A 24,570-nucleotide genomic window follows, 5' to 3' on the forward strand; every position below is an offset into this window, starting at 1 on the left:
AGTTACTCTACTATTTTCACAGGTGTTCCGTTATCTATATTAATTTGTCCACTGGTAATCACTTCTTCACCAACAGTAAGTCCGCTGATGATTTCTACCTTATCACCAAAATTGCGACCGCTTTTCACATTTGCCATTTCAGCTTTAAGCACCTCCTGACCTTTAGCATTTTTGCTACTTACTATTTTGAAAATTTTATTTTGGCTCACACTACCCACGAAAGCAGAATGAGGTACCACAAGAGCTGTAACCTCATCATTACCACTGCCGAACTGTGCAGTCGCATACATTCCCGCTTTTAGCTTTTTATCTTTGTTGGCTACCAATATTTCTACGGGGAATTTGAGAGCTCCATTAGATTTCGGTGCGATAAAAATAATCTTTCCGTCTATTAATTCTGAGGAAGTACTAGGTTTTATTTTAACAACATCCCCCACTTTTAGTTCTCCTACTTGACTTTCATCTACGGTAATTTTCAATTTCAAATTGTCGATATTTACCACGTTGAATAACGTCTGTCCGGCACTTACAAGTGTTCCTTCTTCTACCTCTTTGCTAGTTACAATCCCGTTGATTTTACTACGTACCGCTGTATCACCCGATACAATAGCTGCCGAATTGTAGTTTGCTTGGGCGTTTTTGAGTTGCAAGCGCGCTTGTTCCAATTGTTGAGCGGTAACTCCTCCTGTTTGGTAAGCACTTTCAAAGCGCTTTAAATCCGATTTTGCAGTTTCGAGTACCGCTTTGGCATTGTCTAACTGCACATTGGTTCTGTCGGCTTTTGTTTGTGCCAATACTTGCCCTGCTCTCACAAAATCACCCTCTTTTACGTAAATTTTTATGACTTGTCCTCCTACTTCTGAAGATACATTCAGGTCTTGTTCCGCTACAAAAGTACCGTTAGCCGTAAAAAGGTCGGCTACTTTTTCTTCTGTTACTTTGGCAGCACGTACGGCTACTTGGGCTTCTTTTTGGGCTACAATAGCTACCTCTTCAGCATTTTTTTGTTTGTTAGAATATAGGCGGAGCCCCATTAATCCTACAAGGACTATTATGATAACTGTAGTAATTATTTTTTTCATTTTTCTTAAATTACTGTATTAAGTGTTCTAAATCGGGGGCAAAGGTATAACAAAAAAACTTAATAAACAAAAAAAGTTTCCATATTTTTACCTTCATTCACTTTTTTCTCATTCTTCATTGGGTTGTTTTATTTGCTATTAAATGAAGTGAACGCTCACTCTATCAAGGTAATTGATGTCTAATAAAGAAGAAGCTCCCCCTACTGTATGAGTATCACTTTTGTAAACACTACACTGCAAATAGTCGAGGTCGTTAAACAGAAGCATTCGTTTTCCATCAGGAGCGCGAAGGTCGAGAGGAACACTAAAATCAATAAATTCGCTGTATTGGTTATAAATCTTTTTGAAAGTATACATATTAAAGATAACCTCAAAAGCTCTATTCTGCCTTATTTCTTCAAATAATTTCCTACTGATATTGCTCACCGCATTGCCATAGTGGTCAATATAAATAATCGTACCGTAAACGAAACGTTTATCAGCAGATATCTCTGGTTTAAAATGAGTAGCCTCTAAATACGTATCGGTTTTCTTGCCTATTTTGTTAAGGGGGATATTTTCGCATATTTTCTGGGCAATCAAAGGGAATGAATACAGCGTAGGGAAAAGTTCAGTGCTTTGTTCGCCTTTTATTTCATACAGTTCAGCGTTCTTTTTATCTTCTGCTAAAAGATGAAAAATACCGTTATCAGCCCCGATAAAATAATGCCCGTTCAGTTTCATTACCATATGCCTTTTCTCAGGAGTGCGCTCCGCATCTACCCCTATGATATGTATACTTCCTTTTCGGTAATGTACGTAAGCATTCTTTAAGATGAAGGCAGCTTGAAACACATCAAAAGGTGATATCAAATGCGAGATATCTACCACGCAAGCTTCGGGGCACTTACTATAAATAGCACCCTTTACAGCTCCCACCGAGTAATCTCGTAAACCAAAATCAGTAGTTAATGTAATGATTTTCATTCCTTTTGTTATAATGATATCAAGTTTAAAACAGCATAAATATATAAGTATGAAGTTAACTTACCTCCTTTAAATCTGCAATAATCAATCCTTAAGCTTCCCTCCATTATCCTTCATCATTTCTTCGTCATTTGTTTGCCCTTCCTTCGTTATTTATTTATCTGCCCGTGCGGCTCGCACCGTCATTTGTTCGTTCTTCCTTCGTCTTTTGTTCGTCTTTTGTTCGTCTTTTGTTCGTTCTTCCTTCGTCTTTTGTTCGTCTTTTGTTCGTCTTTTGTTCGTCTTTTGTTCGTCTTTTGTTCGTCTTTTGTTCGTCTTTTGTTCGTTCTTCCTTCGTCTTTTGTTTATCTGCCTGTGCGGCTCGCACCGTCTTTTGTTTATCTGCCCGTGCGGCTCGCACCGTCATTTGTTTATCTGTTCTTGTGGCTCGCACCGTCTTTCCTATAAGTTTTCTATAAGCTTCTCCCAAATTAACCATTAACCATTAACCATTAACCATTAACCATTAATCATTAATCATTAATCATTAACCATTATCTTTTACCTCCAATCTTACTCCCTTTAATTCTTCAATTTGTTGTAATAGCCTATGAATAATCTCCAACCCAGCCATATTCACATCAAGGTCGTAATGCCAATTAGTAAAACGTTCAAAAGCCGAAAGCTGGTCGTAATGCAGGTAAGTAGTGTTGTCAATCACTTCCGTTTCTATAAGTCCACTTGATTCTAAATCGTCAAAGAATGTGATTTCTATATTGTACAAACGAACGATGTCTTCTCTTGAAATTCTATCTTTCATAATTATGAATTTTTAAGTTGTTCAAATAATGCTTTTTGTTGTTCCGTAAGATTTTTAGGCAATTGTACTTGATACGTTACAAAAAGGTCGCCAAATGAGCCTTCTTGCTTGTACACAGGAAAACCTTTACCTTTTAAGCGCACCGTAGTGCCATTTTGTGTCTCAGGAGCTACTTTCATTTTCACTTTACCACTGAGGGTATCTATCTGCACTTCGCCACCTAACATAGCTGTATATAGGTCGATATTTACAGTAGTTTTCAAATCGTTGCCATTGCGTTCAAACTGAGCGTCGGGTTCAATATGGAAAGTGATATACAAATCACCGTTAGGTCCTCCGTTATATCCTTCGTATCCGTGACCCTTTAGCTTAATTTGCAGCCCTTCATATACCCCCGCAGGTACTGTAATACGTATATTCTTGCCGTTCACCGTAAAAGTACGTTGCTGAGCAGTTGCCACTTCTCGCAGTGGTAGCGACATATCCGCAAAAATATCCTGTCCTTTAAACTTACCTGAGGCACTACCGTAACCTCTACCAAATCCCGAAGTCCGTCCGCCAAACATATCTCTGAAGAAATCAGAATAGTCTCCCTCAGAGTAGTTACCTCCACCAAAGCCTTCAAATCCTCCAAAACCACCTTGGGAGCGTTGCTGTTGTTGGGCTTTTTCGTATTCTTCTCCGTATTTCCAGTGTTCGCCATACTTGTCGTATTTAGCACGGTTTTCAGGATTGCTAAGTACTTCGTTAGCCTCGTTAATCTCTTTAAATTTCTGCTCTGCCGTCTTATCGTTAGGATTCATATCAGGGTGATACTTGCGCGCCAACTTGCGGTAAGCCTTCTTTATATCATCTTGGGTAGCAGTTTTTTCTACCCCTAAGGTTTTATAGTAATCTATCATCTCTAATAATTTAACAGTCGCAAAGATACTACTTTATTTGATATATTTTATATACAAATGATAAAAAAATAGGAAGAGATGGACTTATCTCTTCCTATGATTGTGTTTTTGCTTAGGTTCTAAGGCAAGCGTTGGTACAAGCAACAGTGGTGTAACTTATTGTACACTTCGTCGTCAGCGCGTTCTTTGCCTGCGTCGTGTCCTACTTTGGCAATGGCTTTTTGTACATCGCTTTCGCTACATTTGCGTTCGTCAAAAATAAGAGTCATATTCCCACTCTTGATGTTCCAATTAGCGCTCTTTACGCCTTTTACACTGTAAGCTGCTTTTTCTATGCGCGCTTTGCACTGTTCACAATTGCCTCCTACGGCAAACTCTACTTTCTTGTTTTTGTTAGGTGCTTGTTGAGCACTTGCGGTAGTGAGTCCAAAGAAACTCAAAGCTACCCATAATAAAATACGTGTTTTCATTCTGAAAAATACTTATTAGTTGTTCGTTTTTAGTCATTAATCGTTAGCTTTCTAACCACTAACGATTATTTGCTAATTATAGAATTTTAAATCTTAGTCCTGCGTAATACATCTGTCCGAAAGCAGGAGCGTACTGCATAGTACTATCAAAATACGCACCAAAAGGGTCGTTGGCAGCCAAAATTCCGTTTTCTTGCTTATAATTGGTGATATTTTCACCGCCTACATATATCTCAAAAGTCTTAGAGAATACTTTGGTGATTTGGGCATTGAGTGTAGCAAATGAGGGAGCGTAATCGCTAAGTCTATAAGCCACTGGGTTCGTAGCCGTAGTAGGTAAGCGTTGTTCTCCTAACCAATTGAAGGTTACATCAAACTTCCATTGCGAATGGTTGTTCTCGTGACGCTCAGGAGTCTCGTAAGCTACATTGGCAAACCAACGGTGTTTTGGGGTAAGGGTCTTCTCCAATTGTCCTTTGGTAAACTGTGTTTGCACATCGTAATACTTGTAGGCTGCTTTAAAGTCCAAACCTTTGGCAGGTGTGATGCTAAACTCAGCTTGTAAAGAGTTAGCAAAGCTATTACCATTCAGGTTATAAAACAAGGCTTGTTGGGGTGAGTTATCCAAATCTACTACTACTTGATTGTCAAAATCAGTGCGGTAGAAGTCTATGGAGAACTCAGCGTTCTTGCCCAATACTTTAAACGCTTGCAAAAAGCTCACGCCGTAATTCCAAGCGATTTCAGGGTTCAAACCGTAGAGCTTACCACCATCACCTCCTACGATAGTAAACTCTCGAGCAGAAGCCAAGAGCTGTTGGTTCTCAGCAATCACATTGGCAGCTCGTTTACCTCGTCCTGCCGATACTCTAAAAGTAGCTTGCTTCCAAGGATTGTAACGCACGTGCAAGCGTGGAGTGATAAAATTTCCTAAGTGATTATGACTGTCGGCGCGTACCCCTGCTACAAAACTGAAGTTGCTTAAATTGTCGTAAGTGTATTCAAAGAAGGCACCCACCGAGCGGTCTACACGTGAAAAATCCTCTGTGAGAGCCCTAGTACTAAGCATCTCGTTGTAATCGTCGTAAGTACCATTGAGTCCTGTGGCAAACTTGTGCTTGGTATTAGTGATGATAGAGTTGTATATCAAGTTGCCATACCAACTTTTTTGGTGTATATCATAGCGATTCAAACCAAAGTAGGAATCCTGCTTGTGCGATTGGAAAGAGTTTTGTAAGCCTATGCTCTTATAAGGCGTATCAGGAAATACATACCCTATTTTGTTAGATGCGCTGAGGCGTTCGGAGTTTACTTCACTGCCCCAAGCATTGGTAGTACCTTTGTCAGTCAGCGGATTAAAGCGCAATTCACCTGCCTGGCGCTCATCTTTCATATAATGGAGGTTCAAAAAGCCTACCCAACCCTTTTGAGCATCGGCGTACTGCCAACGATTCAACAAGTTAATTTGGTTACCTATCGGGTTATCTATAAAACCATCGTGATTGTGGTCAGCTTTTTGCTGACGCACATTGCCGTGAGCAAAGAGGGTAGTCGCCCATTTATCAGAGAGCTTTTTATTGGTATGGGCGTTGATTTCGTAGCGGTTATCCTCCGATGCGTATAAGTTCAAGAAAAAAGGAATGGCATTGATAGGCTTCTCTATTTCATAATTGATTTGCCCCGAAATACTTTCATACCCGTTAATCACACTCCCTGCTCCTTTGGTAATCTGGATACTCTCAATCCACGTACCAGGCACAAACGAGAGTCCGTAGGCTTGCGAAGCTCCGCGCATCGTAGGGATATTCTCCTCTGCCATTAATATGTACGGACTAGTCAAACCTAACATCTTTATCTGTTTGTTACCCGTAACGGCGTCCGAGAAGTTCACATCAATCGACGGATTGGTAGAAAAACTCTCCGATAGGTTGCAACAAGCGGCTTTCAGCAGTTCCCCACTGCTCATTGTGTGAACATCGGCAACTTGCCACTGCGATTTCATTGTATTAGCACGTTTGTAGCTTACTACTACCTCTTCTAAAGTAGTTTCGGGCTCTAACTGAATGTGTAAAGGTGTGTTACCGCTTACTTTCACAGTTTTCTTTTTATACCCTACATAGCTTACTACTAAAGTAGAACTTCCCTCAGGTCGTTTTAAGGTAAAAGCTCCTTCGTTATCAGTAGAAGTCCCTATTTGGGTACCTTCCCAATATACATCAGCACCTATAAGTGGTGTCTTGTTTTCATCGATTACAGACCCTTTGCTAAAATTTTGAGCAAAGAGCGACAAGGGCAACAACAGCCCTAATAAAAAGATATATTTTTTGTACATTATTGTTCTGTTTTATTCAGTTCAGGAATTAGAATTTAAGGATTAGAAAACAGAGGTAAAGGAGTTTACTTCTTACCTCTTATCTCTTATCTTTTACCTGAATAAAACACTCTCTGGCAGTACAATTCGTACAGAGGCGGAGCATTCAGCTGTGTAAAGAAATCAGTAGTGATAGATTTCTTTACCGTCTCAGTAATGCTTACCTCCTCTAATATGGGTAGGGTAGGAGTAGCTATTACAAAGGGCTGTAATTGCAACTCCAATACCTTTACTACCGATGTACTATCAGAAATAGAAGAAGTGATAGATGTGTCGTCACAACACTTTTTATGTGAAGTTTCTGTTTCGTCCTCATTGTCATCCGAAGCACAGCAAGAGTCCATTGTAGTACAGTCTTCCTCTTCTTCACTCGCAGAAGTAGGGTACTCTAAGGACACTGACGATAAGGTGTCTTTGCAATAATGAAAAGTAATCGCCCACCCTGAATTGGAGAACAGGATAAGCGCTGATAATAATATGTTGATAAGTTTTCTTTTCATTGCGGGGGCAAAGATACGACAATTTTTTATATTTCGTTTCTGAAGATAGTATTTTTTAATAAAAACTCAAGAAGTAATAAAACAACAGCAATTATCGCTAAGGGTCTGAATTTCTCATCTACCTCAGTGTATTTAAATTCTTCAATCTTGGTAGTCTCCATCTTGTTGATTTCATCGTAAATCTGTTGGAGCTTTTGGTTGTCAGTGGCACGAAAGTATCTCCCGTGTGTTACTTCAGCTATCTTTTTCATTAGAGGCTCATCTATTTCCACTTGTAACATACGGTACATTATGCTACCGTCAGGATTGAGTGCGTAAGGTGAGAGCGCCGTTCCATTGGAGCCTATCCCTATTGTATATACTCTAATACCGTACTCAGCAGCCAACTCAGCTGCGGTTTGTGGGTCTATAAATCCTGTGTTGTTCACCCCATCGGTAAGGAGGATAATAACTCTACTCTTGGCTTTACTTTCTTTGAGTCGGTTTACAGCCGTTGCCAGTCCCATACCTATGGCTGTACCATCTTCTATTTGTCCATAAGTAAGTTCCGAAAGAGCGTTTAAGATAATACCTTTATCCGTAGTCACAGGAGTTTTAGTATAGCTTTCTCCTGCGTAGATAACAAGTCCAATACGGTCATTAGGACGGTCTTTTACAAATTGTGAAGCTACCTTTTTTAGTGCTTCAAAACGGTTAGGCTTTAAGTCTTTTGAAAGCATACTCGCCGATACGTCTATTGCCATTACAATATCTATCCCATCAGTAATCTTTGTGTGTGCATTTTCTGAATGGGTTTGTGGGCGCGCTAATGCTATAATTAGTAAGGCCACTGCCAATAAGCGCAAGGCAAATAAAGAATGGTATAAATGGTCTTTCCACGAACTCATCTTCTTAAAAGCGATAGTGGAAGATATAGTTACATTCGGTTTAGATTTCTTATTCCAATACCAATACCACGCCACCATTAGTGGTAAGACTAATAGTAACCAAAAGAACTGTGGATTGGCAAAAGTAATATTTTTAAGCATATTATTCTGTTTTAAATACAATAGAATTGATAACTCTTTGTGCTATCTTATCGGCATTAGGTTCGTCTATATGGGTGATAAGAACTTGTTGGAGCGCATTGTTTTCAGTAAAACTGTACAGCTCATAAGAAGCGCTAAAGTATTTACCTTTCTCGTTAGGAATACTCATTTTGCCAAAAACTTTTATACCTTTTGCACCGCTGGGCGAAGTGTATTCTTCCTGCAAGGTAGTGATGTTCTTCGCCTTAGCTTTATCCAATTGCGAAAGCACTATTTCATTCACCTTTTGTGGGTCTAAGGTAAGTCCACCGCCTTGTTCCTCTTGTTGAGGTGCTGTATTTTGGGCGTCTTTCTTAAAGGTAATGATATTGGTCATTATGTATAAAGGTGAATTAAGACTGCCGTAATAGAAAGTATATTGCTTATCTATAATCGATTTGTATTCCGTTACGTCTACTATTTGCTTACGAATGAGTATCTCTGGGGTAGTGAGCTCAGTAATAGGATAACCGTAATCACTTGTTACCCACTCGCTGCGATTGATACTCGCATAAGTATTGAAATATTTGTTGTACAAGATACTATATCCCATAAGCAATACAGGAGCTAATACTACAAAACAAAGCGCGACGATAAGAGCCACTCGGTTGCGTCTTTTTCTGCGTTCTCTTATTTTCAGTACGCTCATCGCGAAAGCGTCTTGTGTAGGTACTTCCCCTTCGGCTACTATCACAGGGATAGCCTCTTTGGTTTTGATAACCACATTCTCAATGGTCTCACGGTCGTATTCAGCATTGTTGTCCGAGGGCTTACTCTTGGCAAATTTCACCAAGTCGGCATTTTGTAATACCCGTTTGAGGTTGCTGATAGTCTCTTCCGATAAGTGTAGCTTTCCTGCTTCTTGCAAAACATTAATTTTAGCCAAAAGCTCATCTGTGGTACTCTCTTTGGCTAAAATATGCACCTCGTCTTCCAAGTATTCTTTTACAATATCGGTAAGCCGAGTATAATAGGCTTTGTGTTGTGATTCTATGAGGTATTTAGAATTTTGTAAGTCTTTTAGGTCTTGTATGGCGCGCTCAAAAGGAGGTAACTTTTTGCGCTCTTCTTCGGCTGATAGTTTCTTCTTGCGGAAGACGAAGAAGTATAATCCACCCGCTACTAAAAGTAGTCCTATAATTCCTATAATAATCCATAACCACATACGTGAAGCCATAGGTGAGGCTACTTCCGTAATAGGTTTAATGTCGTATAAAGGCTGTTTGAGCGTATCTACCGCTACGGTATGTACTTCTACGAGTAGCGAATCGGTATAGTAGTCTTTGTTACTGATGTGTATTCTTTGTCGCGGAATAGTGTACTTCCCTTCATCAAATTGAGTAAGGTAGTAGGCTTTTTCCAAACGAAACTTACCTCCCTCTTTCAAGGTATCAGTAGGGTCGGCTTTTACCATTTCTAGCGGACTAAAACTCTGTCCTTCCGGAAATACCACAGCCGCATCAGCAGGGGCTTCTACCGATATCTTGTATTCTATCTGTTCCCCTATTTTTATGTTCTTTGTATTAGTCTCTACCTTCACCTCTTGTGCGTAAAGAGTAGGAAATACAAATAATATTAATATGAAATATAATATTCGTCTCATTTTACCGCTTAATACTTAATTTAGTCTCTTACCTCTTATCTGTTATCTCTTACCTATTTTTAAAGTATCCCAACAGCTTTTGGGTATAACTCTCATCGTCTCTACAGCTCACTACCCCTGCACCCGATTTTTGCCAAAGCGTCTCAAAATAGTTCACTGTCTCGTGATATTGTTTTGCATATTCATTTCGCACTGCCGATGAAGCGGTGTTCACACGCATCAGCGCTCCCGTTTCAGCATCTTTTACCATCACATAACCTAAGTTAGGTAGTTCGGTTTCTTTTTTGTCATAAATGCGAATACCGGTAATATCGTGTTTTCTGGCAGCTATCTGTATAGGTTTCTCATAGCCTTTATCCATAAAGTCCGAGAGCATAAACACAATCGCCTTTTTCTTCGTTACCCTACTGAGGAACTGCAAAGCCTCCGAGATATTGGTCTTAAAACTTTTGGGCTGAAACTCTATGAGCTCTCTGATGATGCGCAATACGTGCGATTTCCCTTTTTTAGGTGGAATATACAGTTCTATTTGGTCAGAAAAGAGTATCAAGCCCGTTTTGTCGTTATTCTGTAAAGCTGAGAACGCCAAGGTAGCTGCTATTTCGGTAATCACTTCACTTTTGAATTCCTGTTTCGTACCAAAAAGCTCACTACCGCTCACGTCTATCATCAGCATTAGCGTAAGTTCGCGTTCCTCTTCAAATACTTTCACAAAAGGCTCGTTGTAGCGCGCCGTTACGTTCCAGTCGATATTGCGAATATCATCACCAAATTGGTACGGACGTACTTCGCTGAAAGTCATACCCCGACCTTTGAAGGTAGAGTGATACTCCCCTCCGAAAATATTATCGGAGAGCTTGCGCGTCTTTATCTCTATCTTGCGTACCTTCTTTAATAGTTCTTTAGTATCCAAAATTAATTAACTATTTTAATGCCATTTAAAACTCTCGTAATTGTCTTGTACATCAGCAATGAGTTGCTCATTGATGCTTTGTATATCAAACTCTTTTTCGTCCCACGGCTTGTAGTTCTTCATCTCTGCTTTAGTTTCGCCTGTTTCAAGTACTTCTATCATTGTTTGATACCCCAAATACTGCTACTCATTCACATACCCAACTGTGAGCCCTCGCTGGCTTTACCTTTTATCTTTTACCTTTTATCTTTTATCTTTTACCTCCTATGGTACTTCAATGGTATTCACTATCTTGTGAATCATCTCTACTGAGGTAATATTCTCAGCCTCTGCTTCATAGGTGATACCGATACGATGGCGCAATACGTCAAATACTACCGCACGTACGTCCTCAGGAATTACATAACCACGACGTTTGATGAAAGCATAACATTTTGCCGCCATTGCCAAGTTGATACTACCACGTGGCGATGCCCCAAAGCTAATAAGTGGTTTAAGCTCTGCCAAGTTGTATTTTTCAGGATAACGAGTCGCAAAAACAATGTCTAAGATGTATTTCTCAATCTTTTCGTCCATATACACCTCGCGCACGGCTGTTTGTGCTTTTAGGATTTGTTCCAAACTCACTGTTTGGTTCACCACTGCGTAACTATTGCTGAGGTTGTCGCGCATAATCCGTTGCTCTTCGTCCAATTTAGGATAATCAATAACCGTTTTAAGCATAAAACGGTCTACTTGTGCCTCAGGTAGTGGGTAAGTTCCTTCTTGCTCTACAGGGTTCTGAGTCGCCATTACCATAAAAGGAGCGTCTAACTTAAAGGTCGAATCACCAATGGTTACTTGTCGCTCTTGCATTGCTTCCAATAGGGCAGACTGTACTTTGGCAGGCGCACGGTTAATCTCGTCAGCCAATACAAAGTTCGCAAAGATAGGTCCCTTTTTTATAGAAAACTCGTTTTGCTTGATGTTGTAGGTCATTGTTCCTATCACATCGGCAGGCAATAAGTCCGGCGTAAACTGGATACGGCTAAACGACCCGTGTACTGATTTAGCAAGGGTGTTGATGGATAGCGTTTTTGCTAGCCCAGGTACCCCTTCCAAGAGGATATGCCCTTTGCCTAATAACCCGATAAGCAGGGCATTTACCATATGTTTTTGCCCTACAATCACCTTGTTCATCTCATTGGTGAGCGCATCGATAAACACACTTTCACGCTCTATCATTTCGTTTATCTGACTGATATCTACAGATGTTCTTTGTTCCATAGTACAAATTATTTTTTTAGCGTTTTTCTTTAATACAAATACTGTGCCGTCTTGTTATTAGTACGGGTTACAAAAGTATTTTTTTCTTACTAAACTGACAAATATTTTTGTAAAATAATTTTCTAAGCTGTGTTTAACCTCCCTTTACCTTATCTTACATCTTGTCATTGCTTTTACGTCCTATACTTTGCCAAAGTTTTCACTTGCCCGTCGTGCTACGACCTTTTACAAAGTTTATTTTTTCTTTACCTTACCTCCGCCTCACATTCATCTTACATTTATAATTTGTTCATTTACCTTTCATTCATTAGTCACTTTTCATTCATTGTAGAGCCACTGTAGAGCCACTGTAGAGCCACTGTAGACCCACTATAACCCCACTCTTTATCCATCTATCCTATAAGTTTCCTATAATCTTTGTATAATTCCCTACCCCTAATTCACCATTAATCACTAACCATTAACCACTAACCATTCATCATTAATAATTAACTTTTTTTGCGTAGCATATAAAAAAGTACTACTTTTGTCGCTCTAATAGCAAAGATATAAGAAATGAAGTTTGAAACTAAAGCCATTCACGGCGTAAGAACAGCCAATAAAAATACAGAAAACTGGGGAAGCACCATCAATATGGCTTCTACTTTCCCTATTGAAGAATACGGTGTAGAACAAGAGTTTGAATACGGACGCGTTTCAAATCCTACTCGTAAGGATTTTGAAAGTCTTATAGCTCAATTAGAAAGTGGCATACACGGATTCGGATTCTCATCGGGTATGGCTGCCATTTCTTCTGTTTTTACAATGTTTAAAACAGGCGACCATTTTGTGTTAGGCTTAGATATCTACGGAGGTACTTATCGCATTATGCACGATATTTTCAATAAGTTTGGTTTTGAAGCTACTTTTGTCGATATGACCGACCTAACCAAAATAGAGAAAGCCATTCGCCCTAATACAAAAGCCATCTTTATAGAAACACCCTCCAACCCTCTGTTAGACGTTACCGATATATGCGGGGTAATAGAAATCGCCAAGAAACATAATCTGCTCACTATGGTCGATAATACCTTTATGTCGCCCGTGTTACAACGCCCGTTAGAGTTAGGAGCCGACATAGTATTACACAGTGCTACCAAATATTTAGGAGGTCATAACGATATTATCGCAGGAGCAGTGGTGGTAAATGATGAAACCTTAGCCGAGAAAATACGTTTTGCACAAGTAGCCATAGGGGCATTGCTTTCTCCGTTTGATAGCTGGTTGCTCTTGCGCAGTATGAAAACCCTAAAACTAAGAGTCGAAAAAGCACAAGCCAATACCCTTAAACTATTAAATTTCCTTAAAACGCACCCCGAAGTAGAAAAGGTGTATTATCCTACTGATACACAAAATAAAGGGAAAGCAATACAAGAACGCCAAGCTTCTGGTGGAGGTTCAGTATTTTCTTTTACAGTAAAAACCGAAGCCAAAGCCAAAAAGTTTTTCGAGAGTCTAAAAGTAGCCCTTTTTGCAGTGAGCTTAGGAGGAGTCGAAACATTGGTAACCCACCCCAGTTCGCTTACTCACACTGAGTTTCCCGAAGAAGAAAAAGTAGCACGAGGCGTTACCCGTACACTCATCCGCGTAGCAGTAGGAATTGAAGATGCTGACGACCTTATCGCCGATTTTAAACAAGCCTTAGAAAAATAATTTGTAAAAAATTTGCTGTTGATTCATTATTTATTTGTATCTTTGCCCGCTGGAAGAAAAAGAAGCTAACTTGTGAAGACACCCTATTTTAAACAATCTTTTCTTATTGTTTTATTTGCAACACTCATTTTCATTGGATTTAAGAACTGTTTACCCGCGCGTATTTTTCCCGAAACTAAAGCCTCAGGAAGCAATGTAGTAGTAGATAGCTTAATGTTGGAAGCCATTTCAGGTAAAGAAATCGACAAAGTACTCAGCCAAGCCAATGATTCTTTAGCACAAGAACAACGACTTAAAAAGTCCGACCAGTATCTTTTTTCTTTCTTTAAAAAATTAGAAGAGTTAGAACAAACTAAAAATGGTAAAATAAGAATCGCTTATTACGGCGATTCGATGACTGATGGCGACCTCATCGTGCAAGATTTAAGAGCTCTTTTCCAAAACGCTTTCGGGGGGTTAGGAATTGGCTTTTTGCCCATTGCTTCTGAGTCGGCTAAATCAAGAGGAAGCGTATTCCATTCTTATTCCAATACTTGGAAAACCCAATCTTATGTGAATGTAAAACGCCCTAAACGTCCTTTTGGTGTCTCTGGGCAAGTGTTCTTTACACAAGGCAATGGCACGTGGGTACAATATAGGTCATCAAACCAAGCTCATATTAGTCAGTTGTATGCACCAGCATTGTTCTATGGTGCTTCTGGTAATAAAGAGGCAAAAGTAGAAATTGCCTATAACGATACTGTAAGAGTAGTAAAATCATTAGATACTGATAAATTGCTGAATGTATTGCCTTTAACCGAAGGGGCAAACACTAAATCAGTGCGTATTACTTTCTATAAGTCCGATTCTATTCCTATTTATGGAGTGGGCTCAATGCAAGGTAAAGGCGTATATATAGATAACTTTTCAAGCAGAGGTAACTCAGGCTTACCCTTATCGCTCTTTAATCCTGATTTAATGAGAGCTTTCGATAGAGCGTTAGGTGGATATGACCTTGTAGTATTACACTTTGGTGCCAATGTACTCAATTACGGCACACTCGATTATTCGTGGTATGAACGCGGAATGACAAAGGTGATTAACCAGATAAGAGCTTGCTTCCCTCATACCTCAATTCTTGTTATCTCTACCGCCGATAAGTCTACTAAAATAGATATGGAGATGCAAACCGATAAAGCAGTAGTACCTTTGGCAAATGCACAACGGAAATATGCACAAGATACTCGCTCTGGTTTTATTAATTTATATGAACTGATGGGGGGTAAAGGCTCTATGAAACAATGGGTAGAGGCAAATCCACCATTAGCAGGTAAAGACTATACTCACTTTAATCCAAGAGGAGCTAAAAAAGTAGCCCACCTTATCTATAATAAACTTATGGAAGAGTATGAGCACTATAAAGATCCTCGTAATAGTGAAAAAGCCGATGTGTTCCAAGAAAGAATAAAAGAAATTCAAACAGTACGAACCGTTACTCCTACTACTCAACCTAATGTAAATAGAACAAGATCACAAACTGTAACAACTCAGCGAGTACAATCACCAACTACTCAGCGAGTACAAAGTACAACAACTCAGCGAGTGCAAAGTACAACCACTCAGCGGGTACAAAGTGCGACTACTCAACGAGTGCAAAGTACAACTACTCAACGAGTACAAAGTACAACGACTCAACGGGTACAAAGTACAACGACTCAACGGGTACAAAGTACAACGACTCAACGAGTACAAAGTACAACGACTCAGCGAGTACAACCATCAACAATTCAGGCAGTACAGAATATTACAAATAAAGTGCATAAAGATACTATTAAAGAAAAAAAAGATAATTTACATAGATAACATAACAAGATAGATAACACACTAAAAAAATAGAACAATGAAAAAGCGAACGCCATTCATAAAGAAACTAATAGCTCCTGTATTGTTTATCATTACAGTAGCCCTCTATTTCAATGTTAATTATACTACAGCTATTAATTTATCTTCACTTACTTCAAAGATAGCAAATATAGAGAATAAAGAAGGAATCGATAAAGATGCCTTCAAGGAAGCTATTCCCCAGCCTTTGGCATATGCTGCAGGTGATGATGACTCTCCTAAGGAGTACAATAATCTGTACAATGCCTCAGCCTTGAACCCTTTTTTCGAAAAGCTTGCTGCTTTGGAAAACTTGAAAGATAGGAAGATTAATATTGTTCATATTGGCGACTCACACATTCAAGCCGATGTAATGACTAATATTGTAAGACAACGCTTGCAAGAAGAGTTTGGAAATGCTGGTTTAGGTTTGGTATTCCCGTATTCACTTATTAGAACTAATGGGGGACATAATGTGAGCTTTACTTCCAATATCTCTTGGAATAGTGAGAAGAATACTTCTTCTGCAACTGTTGGTATTACAGGTTATTCTCTTTCTACCAGTAACAAGAATTTTGTTATTGAACTGGATTTGAAAAATAAAAACTACACCTTTAATACGGTAAAAATTATTACCCCTAATAACGAACGTTTGTTCGAATTGGCTACCAATGTAGGTAAAGTAGCTCGTTTGAGACCTAGTGTACCTAAAACACTTTCACACAAAGTAGAGCAAGGACAAACACTTTATGGTATTTCAAAGAAATATCACACTTCAGTAGAAAAAATACAACAAGCTAATAACTTAAAAAGCGCACAAATAAGAATAGGGCAAGTATTGCGTATCCCTACTAAAGAGATGGTAGCTTCTACTCCTAAACAAAAAGTAGATTTATCTAATGCTACCATTTTAAACGGTAATTCTTTATATAGCTATTATTCTTATGATAATCTAACTCCTTCCGATAAGGTTTATCTCACAGCCAATACCGAGAGCTCTTCATTTACGCTTAATGGAATTGTCTTAGAAAATGATAAAAACGGAGTTATATATCACAGCATAGGGGTAAATGGAGCTCATTTCTCTGATTATAACAAATCACAGCTCTTTTTCGACCAAATCAGAGCCTTAGAACCCGATTTAATCATTATATCTTTGGGTACTAATGAAGCTTATTGTCGAATGTCAGCAACTCGTTATGACGAAGAGGTGAATAAATTCATAAAAGCAATTCGCTCTCAATATGGTCAATGTCCTATATTGCTTACTACACCTCCGCCTTCTCTTTACAAAAAGAAAAGTCCTAACCCCTTGTGTATGGAATACGCCGATACTCTCATCGATAATTCAGTAAAAGATAATTACAGTGTTTTCGACCTTTATCGAGCTGTAGGAGGAAATGAAGCGATTCAACGCTTTATTCAGCAAAATCTTATTGCTGGTGACCGCATACATTACACAAGAAGTGGCTATACTGAGCAAGGCGCTCTCTTTTATGATGCTTTTATGAGCAATTTCTTGAATTATAAAAAACAATATAAACTATCTTTAAAACCCTATCTAAATTGAGTATAGATGCCTTACTGCAATGGTTTATTGATACATTCACAACTGAAAACATCTCTAAATGGTTTGTTGATAATTTCTCATTCACAACCGAACAAGTAAGACAATGGTTCATTTATGACCCTAATCATCCACTATTATTTAATAGTAGTTTGTTTTTAGGGTTATTTTTGGTGTTTTATTTGGTGTATATTATTACCAAAAAACACGCTCATTTCCGTACTGTTTATGTTACCTTATTTTCCTTATTCTTTTATTATAAGGCAGGAGGTAACTTCTTTGTGTTGCTGATAATCTCCTCATTGTTAAATTATTTCTTTGCAGGACAAATCTATAGAAGACAGAACGCCTCATTGCGCAAGTTCTTCCTGGCAGTGAGTATGGTTGCCGATTTGGGTATTTTAGCCTATTTTAAGTATACTAATTTTTTAATTGATAGTCTTAATACACTGCTTCAAAGCAACTTTGCCTTACAAGATATCATCTTGCCTATAGGTATCTCATTCTATACGTTCCAAACAATGAGCTACACTATTGATGTATATCGCCGAGAGATAGAACCTGCTAAATCATTCTTAGATTTTACTTTCTTCGTATGTTTCTTTCCTCAATTAGTGGCAGGGCCTATTGTGCGTGCCAAGGATTTCATACCACAGATATACAAAAAGATAAGCTTAACGAAAGAAGAAACTTCTTTTGCTTTATTCCTTATCATTGGAGGACTAATTAAAAAAGCAGTTATTTCCGATTATATCTCTCTAAACTTTGTAGATAGAGTTTTCGATGCTCCCAACAGTTATACAGCTTTTGAGAACTTAATGGCAGTATATGGCTATTCTTTACAAATATATTGCGACTTCTCAGGCTATTCCGATATGGCTATAGGTTTAGCGCTACTAATGGGCTTCACTCTCCCTATAAACTTCCGTACTCCTTATCAGTCTAAAAATATCACTGAATTTTGGAGACGTTGGCACATTTCTTTATCTACTTGGCTAAAAGATTATCTTTACTTTTCAGTAGGAGGAAACCGCAAAGGTACTTTTTGGGGCTACTTCTTCCCAACCGTCTTTTTTGCTTCCACTTTGCTATGGGCATTTCATATGCAAGAAAAAACAATGTTGCCTCTTTACATTACCTTAGGAGCTATCTTTGTGTTTGTATTGGCTATACTTATCTCTAAAAACCGACAAAAATCAGTGCGTAGTCATTTCAACCAGATGACGACAATGCTCCTAGGTGGTTTATGGCACGGAGCTAATTTGCGTTTCATTATTTGGGGAGCATTACACGGTTTAGCTTTGGCTGTTCATAAAACCTTTACGGAGTTCTTTCCTAATAAGAATCCTGAGAAGAGAACTTTTTTTAAAGGTATCGCTAATATCATTTTTGTAGTGATTACTTTCCACTTTGTAGCTTTTTGCTGGATATTTTTTAGAGCCAAAGATTTCGATATCGCTTTAAGTGTAATCTACAATATCCAGTCTATAACTTATGATCTTCATCAATTTCAAGTTATTGCCAAGGGCTATCAAAATGTATTTTTGTTAATGGCAATAGGCTTTGTTTGGCACTTTTTTCCTACCAGTTTAAACGAATGGCTTAAAAAGGTATTTGGTGCAATGCCTATTCTCTTTAAAGCAATTATTTTGGCACTTACTTTTTGGGTGGTATATGCCACTGCTTCAAGTGGAGCACAACCTTTTATTTACTTTCAGTTTTAGACGATATACATCTAAGTAAAAACTTAGTTTTTTACTCAAATAGAACAAATAAAAAAGTGATTACTTTCTCTTGAAAATAATCACTTTTTTAGTGTTTATATAGTTGTTCTATCCAACTATAATACGTTTGCTAACGCTTTGTTTACTTCGCGTACTGCTCCGGTACTTTCAGCAAATTTGGCTTTTTCAGCATCGTTGAGTTTTACCTCTACAATTTTTTCTACACCATTTTTACCGATGATTACAGGCACTCCTACACACACATCCTTTTGTCCGTATTCTCCTTCGAGCAATACTGAGCAAGGGAAGAGTTTCTTTTGGTCGCAAGCGATTGCTTGTACTAAAGCTGATACGGCAGCCCCTGGTGCATACCAAGCCGAAGTTCCCAAGAGTTTAGTAAGAGTCGCGCCACCTACTTTAGTGTCTTCAGCAACCTGATTGAGGCGGTCAGCACTTAAAAACTCAGTTACAGGCACACCACGATAGCTTGCCAAACGAGTAAGAGGTAACATACCGCTATCGCTGTGAGCAGCGATTACCATACCATCTACGTCTGAAATCGGACTGTTGAGCGCTTCTGCCAAACGATATTTAAAGCGAGCGCTATCGAGTGCTCCACCCATACCAATAATGTGGTTCTTAGGCAACTTAGTAGCTTTATGTACCAAATAAGCCATAGTATCCATAGGGTTGCTTACTACAATCACAATCACATTAGGTGAGTATTTTACCAATTGTTCTACAACCGATTTCACAATGTTTGCATTGGTACCGATAAGCTCTTCACGAGTCATACCTGGTTTACGAGGAATACCTGAGGTAATCACAGCTACATCACTGCCTGCTGTTTTTGAATAATCATTGGTTACCCCCACAATACGAGTGTCAAACCCATTGAGGGAAGCGGTTTGCATCAAATCCATAGCCTTACCTTCGGCAAAACCTTCTTTGATGTCAATTAAGACTACTTCAGACGCGAAGTCTTTAATAGCAATGTACTCTGCGCAACTTGCTCCTACGGCACCAGCGCCTACTACTGTAACTTTCATATAATCTATTATTTAAGTCAGGAGAAGCCTCCTGATGGTTATTTTCAAGCAACAAAAGTAAGGACTTTTAGCAAATCCTCCAAATTATCTTTAAAAATATTTTTAACATTCTTTTTACTTTTTCATTTTATGCTATGTGCTTTTTATGTACTTTTGCACTTTCAAAACTAATAAACCATTCAAAATGAAAGACACTTATTTTGTGGTGGGCATTTCCACCGAAGTCGGTAAGACCGTCGTTTCGGCTATCCTTACCGAAGCTCTTCAAGCCGATTATTGGAAACCAATCCAATCTGGCGATTTAGAAAACTCCGATACTCATAAGGTAAAACGCCTCATTAGCAACTCCCGCACGGTATTTCACCCTAATAGTTATGGGCTACACACACCTGCTAGTCCACATCTTTCTGCTCAGTTAGATGGCGTTCGTATTGAGCTTTCCAAAATTGTGCGTCCTACTACCGATAACACTTTAATTATTGAAGCAGCAGGAGGTCTCTATGTTCCTTTAAATGATGAAGATACTATGCTCGATCTTATCCTCCCCACCGATAAGGTAGTGCTCGTCTCTCGTCACTATTTGGGTAGTATTAATCATACAATGCTCACTTATGAAGCCCTTAAAAACAAAGGACTCAACGTTCACGGCATTATTTTCAGTGGTACCCCCACACCGTCTACCGAGGAGTTTATTCTTCATAAAACAGGACTTCCCGTGCTCTTACGTATAGATGAAGAACCTTATTTCGATAGGCAAGTTGTTAAAGAATATGCCAGCAAATTAAAAATATAACATAAGATATTATATTTTTGTAGTAAAAGATAAATTTGTAATTCAATGATAATCAATGTGTCATATACCCTTTGTGTAACAATCTTCCAAGATTTGTTCAAGTTTCCTATAAGCTTTGTATAGGTTAAGGATAAATTGAGAAGAGGAAAAATCTATCTATAAATTTGCACAGCTTATAAAATCTTTTTATCTTTGCGCCCGAAAAAAAATATACATAATAATCATTAAATTAATATTGGAATGTATTTAACAAAAGAAGTAAAAGCAGAAATTTTTAAAAAGTACGCAGGTTCAGAAACCAACACAGGTTCAGCAGAAGGGCAAATAGCTCTTTTTACCCTTAGAATCAATCACCTTACAGAACACTTGAAAGTAAATCGCAAAGATTTCAATACCGAGCGTTCTTTGGTAAGATTAGTAGGTAAACGCAGAAGTTTGCTCGACTATTTGAAAAACACTGATATTGAAAGATATCGAGCGATTATCAAAGAGCTAAACATCAGAAAATAAGCAATACTAAGGAGGCTTTGTGCCTCCTTTTGTTTATTACAGCAGTTTTTCATTGGTTAAAACCTAAAGCCCACAACACAACAATTATTAATTATTAATTAACAATTAAAGAATGATTCCAGAAGTAAAAAAAGAAATCATCGAATTAGGTGATGGTCGTACCATCACTATCGAAACTGGCAAGTTGGCTAAACAAGCCGACGGTGCTGTTGTGGTGCAAATGGGGAATGCGATGCTATTGGCAACTGTAGTATCGGCTAAAGAAATCAATCCTGAAACTGACTTTTTACCTCTTACTGTAGACTATCGTGAGAAGTTTGCAGCAGCAGGTCGTTTCCCTGGAGGCTTTTTCAAACGTGAAACACGACCTAGCGACCAAGAAATTCTTACAATGCGCTTGGTTGACCGCGTATTGCGCCCACTATTCCCTAAAGATTATCACGCTGAAACACAAGTGATGATCCAGCTTATCTCTCACGACGAGAATGTAATGCCCGATGCTTTAGCGGGGCTTGCTGCCTCTGCTTGTTTGGCTGTGTCCGACATTCCTTTTGATGGTCCTATTTCCGAAGTACGCGTAGGTCGTGTAAACGGTCAATTTATCGTAAACCCAAGTCGTGAACAATTAGAAGCTTCTGATATTGATATTATGGTAGGTGCTTCTAAAGACTTCGTGGCAATGGTAGAAGGAGAAATGGACGAGGTGAGCGAAAAAGATATGGCTGAAGCTATCAAATTCGCACACGAGGCTATCAAACCTCATATTGAGGCACAATTGCGTTTGGCTGAAAAAGTAGGTAAGACTGAAAAACGTACTTATGAGCCAGAAGTAGAAAACGAGGAAGTAAAAGCAAAAGTATATCCTTTGGCTTACGAAAAATGCTATGCTATTGCCAAAGAAAATACAACCAAACAAGAACGTGGCGAGAAGTTCAATGCGGTAAAAGAAGAATGCTTAGCACTCTTCACCGAAGAAGAATTAGAAGAACTCACGCCTATCATCACTCGTTATTTTGACGAGGCTGAGAAAGAAGCCGTGCGCAACCTTATCTTAAACGAAAATATCCGTTTAGATGGTCGTAACACTACCCAAATACGCCCTATTTGGTGTGAAGTAGGCTACTTGCCATCAGCACACGGTTCATCTATTTTTACTCGTGGTGAAACCCAATCACTTACTACCGTTACCTTGGGGACTTCACGCGAAGCAAACGTGATTGATTTGCCTTCAGAACAAGGTGAAGAACGTTTCTACTTGCATTACAACTTCCCTCCTTTCTCTACTGGTGAAGCACGCCCTTTGCGCGGAACATCACGTCGTGAGATAGGTCACGGTAACTTGGCACAACGCGCCCTCAAACGTATGATTCCTGAGGATTGCCCATATACCGTGCGTGTAGTTTCTGAAATTTTGGAATCTAACGGTTCATCTTCAATGGCAACTGTGTGTGCAGGTACTTTAGCCTTGATGGATGCAGGGGTACAAATGGTAAAACCTGTATCTGGTATTGCTATGGGGCTCATCACCGATGGCGAGCGTTATGCAGTACTTTCGGACATTTTAGGTGATGAAGACCACCTTGGCGATATGGACTTTAAGGTAACCGGTACTGCCGATGGTATTACCGCTTGCCAAATGGATATCAAAATAAAAGGTCTTTCTTACGAAATACTCGAAAAAGCTTTGAACCAAGCCCGCGAAGGACGTATGCACATCTTGGGCAAAATCACTGATACGATTGCAAAACCTAACCCTACTGTGAAACCTCACGCGCCTAAAATCGTTAAGATGGATATGCCTAAGGAATACATCGGGGCATTCATCGGTACGGGTGGTAAGAATATCCAAGACTTACAAGCGCGCACCAATACTACTATCGTGGTAGAAGAAGTGGGCGAATTGGGCATCATAGAAATCTTAGGTACTGACGAAGCAGGCATTCAAGAAGCTATTGAGGCAGTAAATGCAGTGAAATTTGAACCTGTAGAAGGAGAAACTTATACTGTGAAAGTAGTGCGCTTAGTAGAGTTCGGTGCTTTTGTAGAGTTTGTACCTGGTAAAGATTCATTGCTCCACATCTCAGAAGTATCTTGGGATAGAGTGGATAAAATAGAAGACGCTCTTAAAGAAGGTGATATCATAGAAGTGAAATACCTTGGTATCGACCCTAAAACTAAGAAAACAAGAGTATCACGCAAAGCCTTGTTGCCACGTCCACCACGTGAAGATCGTCCTAAGTCTGATAAGCCTTACAACGGCAAACCTCGTAACGACCGCAATAAAGGACACAATAATCACCAAAAACCACGTCAAGAATAGACGTATGTTATAGAATTTTTGTATTCATAATATTTTTAAAACCGAAGATTTTGTACTTTTATAGTATAAAGTTTTCGGTTTTTCTTTTTTTTTAGTATCTTTGCCTTCAGATAAAAGATTTCAAAAATGAAACCCTTTCTAATTTCAATAGTAACTGATGTGATTGATGCGCCTGTAACATTGGTATATAATATTGTTACTGATAACAAGAACTTTCATTGGCGAAAGGAAGTGGAGAATATTGAATTATTGGAAGACAGATTTATTGAATATTACAAAGGTGGAGGACACACGCTTTTTAAGAATATTCAGAAGAAAGAAAATGAGTATTATGCCTTTACAATGCAACACAAACTATTCTATGGAGAATGGGAAGGAAAGTTTGAATCGTATAACGGACGTACTAAAGTTTACTTTCAAGAGAAAATACATATCAAAAACTTCTTTTTAAGACTTATTGTGCCTCTCTTTTGGAATTTAAAACGCATACAACAAAATTATATTACCACTTTAAAAACAGAAGTATATGGAAAGCAATAGATACATACATTTGTGGCTACCCATAATGGGACTACACGCTCTTCATCAAGTAGAAGAGAGTATTTCTTTCTGGCAATGGTATATTGACTTTGTAGATAAGATACCCTCTTGGTTGCAGTTCTCAAGAATTTTAGAGAATGCTCATTTAGCCAATGAACACCCTGAATATTTTGTGTGGGCTTCTATAGGACAACTCACTTTGGTAGCGGTCATTGCTTTTTTATGCCGAAAGAACGAAAAAGCTACAAGAATTGCTCTTAGCTCATACCTCGTAGGATTGAGTTTCTTTTTGGTATGGCATATCCTAATAAGCTATTTCACCCATTCCTATTCTCCCGTAATGGTAACCTGCCTCATAGGCGTTTATCTTATCCCAAAATGGGGGTATATGTTGTTTAAAAGATAAAAATAATGGCTATATCAGAAATCATACAAACTTACAGAGCACTTGGTTTAGAAACCTCGTTGAACTTCGGTCAGTATACTAAGCATCTACAAAATGAGATTGCTAAAGAGAAGGATTTTAGAGGAAAAGAAGACAAAACCATAGAATGGAAATTTTAAAAATAGAAATAC

The 24,570-nt window shown here is 38.7% G+C and carries 24 protein-coding genes; 10 read left to right on the top strand and 14 right to left on the bottom strand.

Features of this window, described 5'->3' with window-relative positions; genetic code table 11:
- Nucleotides 1–2: 2 nt before the first annotated feature.
- From COCH_RS08430 to COCH_RS08485, 13 genes are all read right to left on the bottom strand, one after another.
- Nucleotides 3–1,082, bottom strand: coding sequence for an efflux RND transporter periplasmic adaptor subunit (locus tag COCH_RS08430; RefSeq protein ID WP_015782739.1), 1,080 nt, complete (start codon nucleotides 1,080–1,082; stop codon nucleotides 3–5).
- A 138-nt stretch (nucleotides 1,083–1,220) separates the two neighbouring features.
- On the bottom strand, nucleotides 1,221–2,048 hold the full coding sequence (locus tag COCH_RS08435) for an SAM hydrolase/SAM-dependent halogenase family protein (protein ID WP_015782740.1): 828 nt from the start codon (nucleotides 2,046–2,048) through the stop codon (nucleotides 1,221–1,223).
- 157 nt (nucleotides 2,049–2,205) lie between these two features.
- A complete protein-coding gene (locus COCH_RS12200; protein WP_015782741.1) occupies nucleotides 2,206–2,526 on the bottom strand; it encodes a hypothetical protein in 321 nt (106 codons plus the stop codon).
- 48 nt (nucleotides 2,527–2,574) lie between these two features.
- The gene (locus COCH_RS08445; RefSeq protein WP_009422326.1) at nucleotides 2,575–2,847 is read right to left on the bottom strand and encodes a chaperone modulator CbpM; all 273 of its coding nucleotides are present in this window, start codon (nucleotides 2,845–2,847) and stop codon (nucleotides 2,575–2,577) included.
- Nucleotides 2,848–2,849: 2 nt separating this feature from the next.
- Nucleotides 2,850–3,749, bottom strand: coding sequence for a DnaJ C-terminal domain-containing protein (locus tag COCH_RS08450; RefSeq protein ID WP_009422336.1), 900 nt, complete (start codon nucleotides 3,747–3,749; stop codon nucleotides 2,850–2,852).
- 119 nt (nucleotides 3,750–3,868) lie between these two features.
- Nucleotides 3,869–4,219: a heavy-metal-associated domain-containing protein gene (locus COCH_RS08455; RefSeq protein WP_002671387.1), complete on the bottom strand. Its 351-nt coding sequence runs from the start codon at nucleotides 4,217–4,219 to the stop codon at nucleotides 3,869–3,871.
- A gap of 76 nt (nucleotides 4,220–4,295) precedes the next feature.
- Nucleotides 4,296–6,551 (bottom strand): TonB-dependent receptor, encoded by a 2,256-nt coding sequence (locus COCH_RS08460; protein ID WP_015782742.1) that lies wholly within the window; start codon nucleotides 6,549–6,551, stop codon nucleotides 4,296–4,298.
- Between the two features lie 86 nt (nucleotides 6,552–6,637).
- The gene (locus COCH_RS08465; RefSeq protein WP_015782743.1) at nucleotides 6,638–7,090 is read right to left on the bottom strand and encodes an HYC_CC_PP family protein; all 453 of its coding nucleotides are present in this window, start codon (nucleotides 7,088–7,090) and stop codon (nucleotides 6,638–6,640) included.
- A 26-nt stretch (nucleotides 7,091–7,116) separates the two neighbouring features.
- A complete protein-coding gene (locus COCH_RS08470) occupies nucleotides 7,117–8,118 on the bottom strand; it encodes a vWA domain-containing protein (protein ID WP_009422293.1) in 1,002 nt (333 codons plus the stop codon).
- 1 nt (nucleotide 8,119) lies between these two features.
- Nucleotides 8,120–9,760 (bottom strand): hypothetical protein, encoded by a 1,641-nt coding sequence (locus tag COCH_RS08475; RefSeq protein WP_015782744.1) that lies wholly within the window; start codon nucleotides 9,758–9,760, stop codon nucleotides 8,120–8,122.
- A 49-nt stretch (nucleotides 9,761–9,809) separates the two neighbouring features.
- Nucleotides 9,810–10,673: a DUF58 domain-containing protein gene (locus tag COCH_RS08480; RefSeq protein ID WP_009411879.1), complete on the bottom strand. Its 864-nt coding sequence runs from the start codon at nucleotides 10,671–10,673 to the stop codon at nucleotides 9,810–9,812.
- A gap of 15 nt (nucleotides 10,674–10,688) precedes the next feature.
- Nucleotides 10,689–10,835, bottom strand: coding sequence for a hypothetical protein (locus COCH_RS12205; RefSeq protein ID WP_015782745.1), 147 nt, complete (start codon nucleotides 10,833–10,835; stop codon nucleotides 10,689–10,691).
- 102 nt (nucleotides 10,836–10,937) lie between these two features.
- A complete protein-coding gene (locus COCH_RS08485) occupies nucleotides 10,938–11,939 on the bottom strand; it encodes an AAA family ATPase (protein WP_002671404.1) in 1,002 nt (333 codons plus the stop codon).
- A gap of 555 nt (nucleotides 11,940–12,494) precedes the next feature.
- Between COCH_RS08485 and COCH_RS08490 the strand changes: the two genes are divergently transcribed.
- The 4 genes from COCH_RS08490 (at nucleotide 12,495) to COCH_RS08505 (ending at nucleotide 18,782) form a co-directional block, all read left to right on the top strand.
- Entirely contained in the window at nucleotides 12,495–13,631 is a 1,137-nt protein-coding gene (locus tag COCH_RS08490) for a trans-sulfuration enzyme family protein (protein ID WP_015782746.1), read from the top strand.
- Between the two features lie 72 nt (nucleotides 13,632–13,703).
- Nucleotides 13,704–15,473, top strand: a complete 1,770-nt coding sequence (locus tag COCH_RS08495) for a GDSL-type esterase/lipase family protein (RefSeq protein WP_015782747.1) — start codon at nucleotides 13,704–13,706, stop codon at nucleotides 15,471–15,473.
- A gap of 37 nt (nucleotides 15,474–15,510) precedes the next feature.
- Nucleotides 15,511–17,061, top strand: coding sequence for a LysM peptidoglycan-binding domain-containing protein (locus tag COCH_RS08500; protein ID WP_015782748.1), 1,551 nt, complete (start codon nucleotides 15,511–15,513; stop codon nucleotides 17,059–17,061).
- A complete protein-coding gene (locus tag COCH_RS08505) occupies nucleotides 17,058–18,782 on the top strand; it encodes an MBOAT family O-acyltransferase (protein WP_015782749.1) in 1,725 nt (574 codons plus the stop codon). The genes COCH_RS08500 and COCH_RS08505 overlap by 4 nt, the downstream gene beginning before the upstream one ends.
- Before the next feature lie 116 nt (nucleotides 18,783–18,898).
- On the opposite strand, the gene COCH_RS08510 is transcribed toward COCH_RS08505, so the two are convergent.
- Nucleotides 18,899–19,831, bottom strand: a complete 933-nt coding sequence (locus COCH_RS08510) for a malate dehydrogenase (RefSeq protein WP_002671422.1) — start codon at nucleotides 19,829–19,831, stop codon at nucleotides 18,899–18,901.
- A gap of 184 nt (nucleotides 19,832–20,015) precedes the next feature.
- Between COCH_RS08510 and bioD the strand changes: the two genes are divergently transcribed.
- The 6 genes from bioD (at nucleotide 20,016) to COCH_RS12210 (ending at nucleotide 24,558) form a co-directional block, all read left to right on the top strand.
- Nucleotides 20,016–20,624, top strand: coding sequence for a dethiobiotin synthase (bioD, locus tag COCH_RS08515; protein ID WP_015782750.1), 609 nt, complete (start codon nucleotides 20,016–20,018; stop codon nucleotides 20,622–20,624).
- A gap of 240 nt (nucleotides 20,625–20,864) precedes the next feature.
- Entirely contained in the window at nucleotides 20,865–21,134 is a 270-nt protein-coding gene (rpsO, locus tag COCH_RS08520) for a 30S ribosomal protein S15 (protein WP_015782751.1), read from the top strand.
- Nucleotides 21,135–21,246: 112 nt separating this feature from the next.
- Nucleotides 21,247–23,454 carry a polyribonucleotide nucleotidyltransferase gene (locus COCH_RS08525; RefSeq protein WP_015782752.1) on the top strand — a complete coding sequence of 736 codons (2,208 nt, stop codon included), beginning with the start codon at nucleotides 21,247–21,249 and terminating at the stop codon, nucleotides 23,452–23,454.
- A gap of 126 nt (nucleotides 23,455–23,580) precedes the next feature.
- Nucleotides 23,581–23,994: a hypothetical protein gene (locus COCH_RS08530; protein ID WP_015782753.1), complete on the top strand. Its 414-nt coding sequence runs from the start codon at nucleotides 23,581–23,583 to the stop codon at nucleotides 23,992–23,994.
- Nucleotides 23,981–24,400 carry an HXXEE domain-containing protein gene (locus COCH_RS08535; RefSeq protein WP_041546803.1) on the top strand — a complete coding sequence of 140 codons (420 nt, stop codon included), beginning with the start codon at nucleotides 23,981–23,983 and terminating at the stop codon, nucleotides 24,398–24,400. The genes COCH_RS08530 and COCH_RS08535 overlap by 14 nt, the downstream gene beginning before the upstream one ends.
- Nucleotides 24,401–24,405: 5 nt before the next feature.
- On the top strand, nucleotides 24,406–24,558 hold the full coding sequence (locus COCH_RS12210) for a hypothetical protein (protein WP_015782755.1): 153 nt from the start codon (nucleotides 24,406–24,408) through the stop codon (nucleotides 24,556–24,558).
- Nucleotides 24,559–24,570 lie beyond the last annotated feature (12 nt).

Origin of the sequence: Capnocytophaga ochracea DSM 7271, assembly GCF_000023285.1 — a bacterium.
Taxonomy (GTDB): domain Bacteria; phylum Bacteroidota; class Bacteroidia; order Flavobacteriales; family Flavobacteriaceae; genus Capnocytophaga; species Capnocytophaga ochracea.

Coding starts and splice junctions, on each gene's coding strand:
- rpsO (WP_015782751.1), top strand. CDS start 20,865: ATGTATTTAACAAAAGAAGTAAAAGCAGAAATTTTTAAAAAGTACGCA.
- COCH_RS08455 (WP_002671387.1), bottom strand. CDS start 4,219: ATGAAAACACGTATTTTATTATGGGTAGCTTTGAGTTTCTTTGGACTC.
- COCH_RS08450 (WP_009422336.1), bottom strand. CDS start 3,749: ATGATAGATTACTATAAAACCTTAGGGGTAGAAAAAACTGCTACCCAA.
- COCH_RS08475 (WP_015782744.1), bottom strand. CDS start 9,760: ATGAGACGAATATTATATTTCATATTAATATTATTTGTATTTCCTACT.
- bioD (WP_015782750.1), top strand. CDS start 20,016: ATGAAAGACACTTATTTTGTGGTGGGCATTTCCACCGAAGTCGGTAAG.
- COCH_RS08510 (WP_002671422.1), bottom strand. CDS start 19,831: ATGAAAGTTACAGTAGTAGGCGCTGGTGCCGTAGGAGCAAGTTGCGCA.
- COCH_RS08430 (WP_015782739.1), bottom strand. CDS start 1,082: ATGAAAAAAATAATTACTACAGTTATCATAATAGTCCTTGTAGGATTA.
- COCH_RS08485 (WP_002671404.1), bottom strand. CDS start 11,939: ATGGAACAAAGAACATCTGTAGATATCAGTCAGATAAACGAAATGATA.
- COCH_RS08445 (WP_009422326.1), bottom strand. CDS start 2,847: ATGAAAGATAGAATTTCAAGAGAAGACATCGTTCGTTTGTACAATATA.
- COCH_RS12205 (WP_015782745.1), bottom strand. CDS start 10,835: ATGATAGAAGTACTTGAAACAGGCGAAACTAAAGCAGAGATGAAGAAC.
- COCH_RS08535 (WP_041546803.1), top strand. CDS start 23,981: ATGGAAAGCAATAGATACATACATTTGTGGCTACCCATAATGGGACTA.
- COCH_RS08525 (WP_015782752.1), top strand. CDS start 21,247: ATGATTCCAGAAGTAAAAAAAGAAATCATCGAATTAGGTGATGGTCGT.
- COCH_RS08465 (WP_015782743.1), bottom strand. CDS start 7,090: ATGAAAAGAAAACTTATCAACATATTATTATCAGCGCTTATCCTGTTC.
- COCH_RS08500 (WP_015782748.1), top strand. CDS start 15,511: ATGAAAAAGCGAACGCCATTCATAAAGAAACTAATAGCTCCTGTATTG.
- COCH_RS12210 (WP_015782755.1), top strand. CDS start 24,406: ATGGCTATATCAGAAATCATACAAACTTACAGAGCACTTGGTTTAGAA.
- COCH_RS08435 (WP_015782740.1), bottom strand. CDS start 2,048: ATGAAAATCATTACATTAACTACTGATTTTGGTTTACGAGATTACTCG.
- COCH_RS12200 (WP_015782741.1), bottom strand. CDS start 2,526: ATGGTTAATTTGGGAGAAGCTTATAGAAAACTTATAGGAAAGACGGTG.
- COCH_RS08460 (WP_015782742.1), bottom strand. CDS start 6,551: ATGTACAAAAAATATATCTTTTTATTAGGGCTGTTGTTGCCCTTGTCG.
- COCH_RS08490 (WP_015782746.1), top strand. CDS start 12,495: ATGAAGTTTGAAACTAAAGCCATTCACGGCGTAAGAACAGCCAATAAA.
- COCH_RS08530 (WP_015782753.1), top strand. CDS start 23,581: ATGAAACCCTTTCTAATTTCAATAGTAACTGATGTGATTGATGCGCCT.
- COCH_RS08470 (WP_009422293.1), bottom strand. CDS start 8,118: ATGCTTAAAAATATTACTTTTGCCAATCCACAGTTCTTTTGGTTACTA.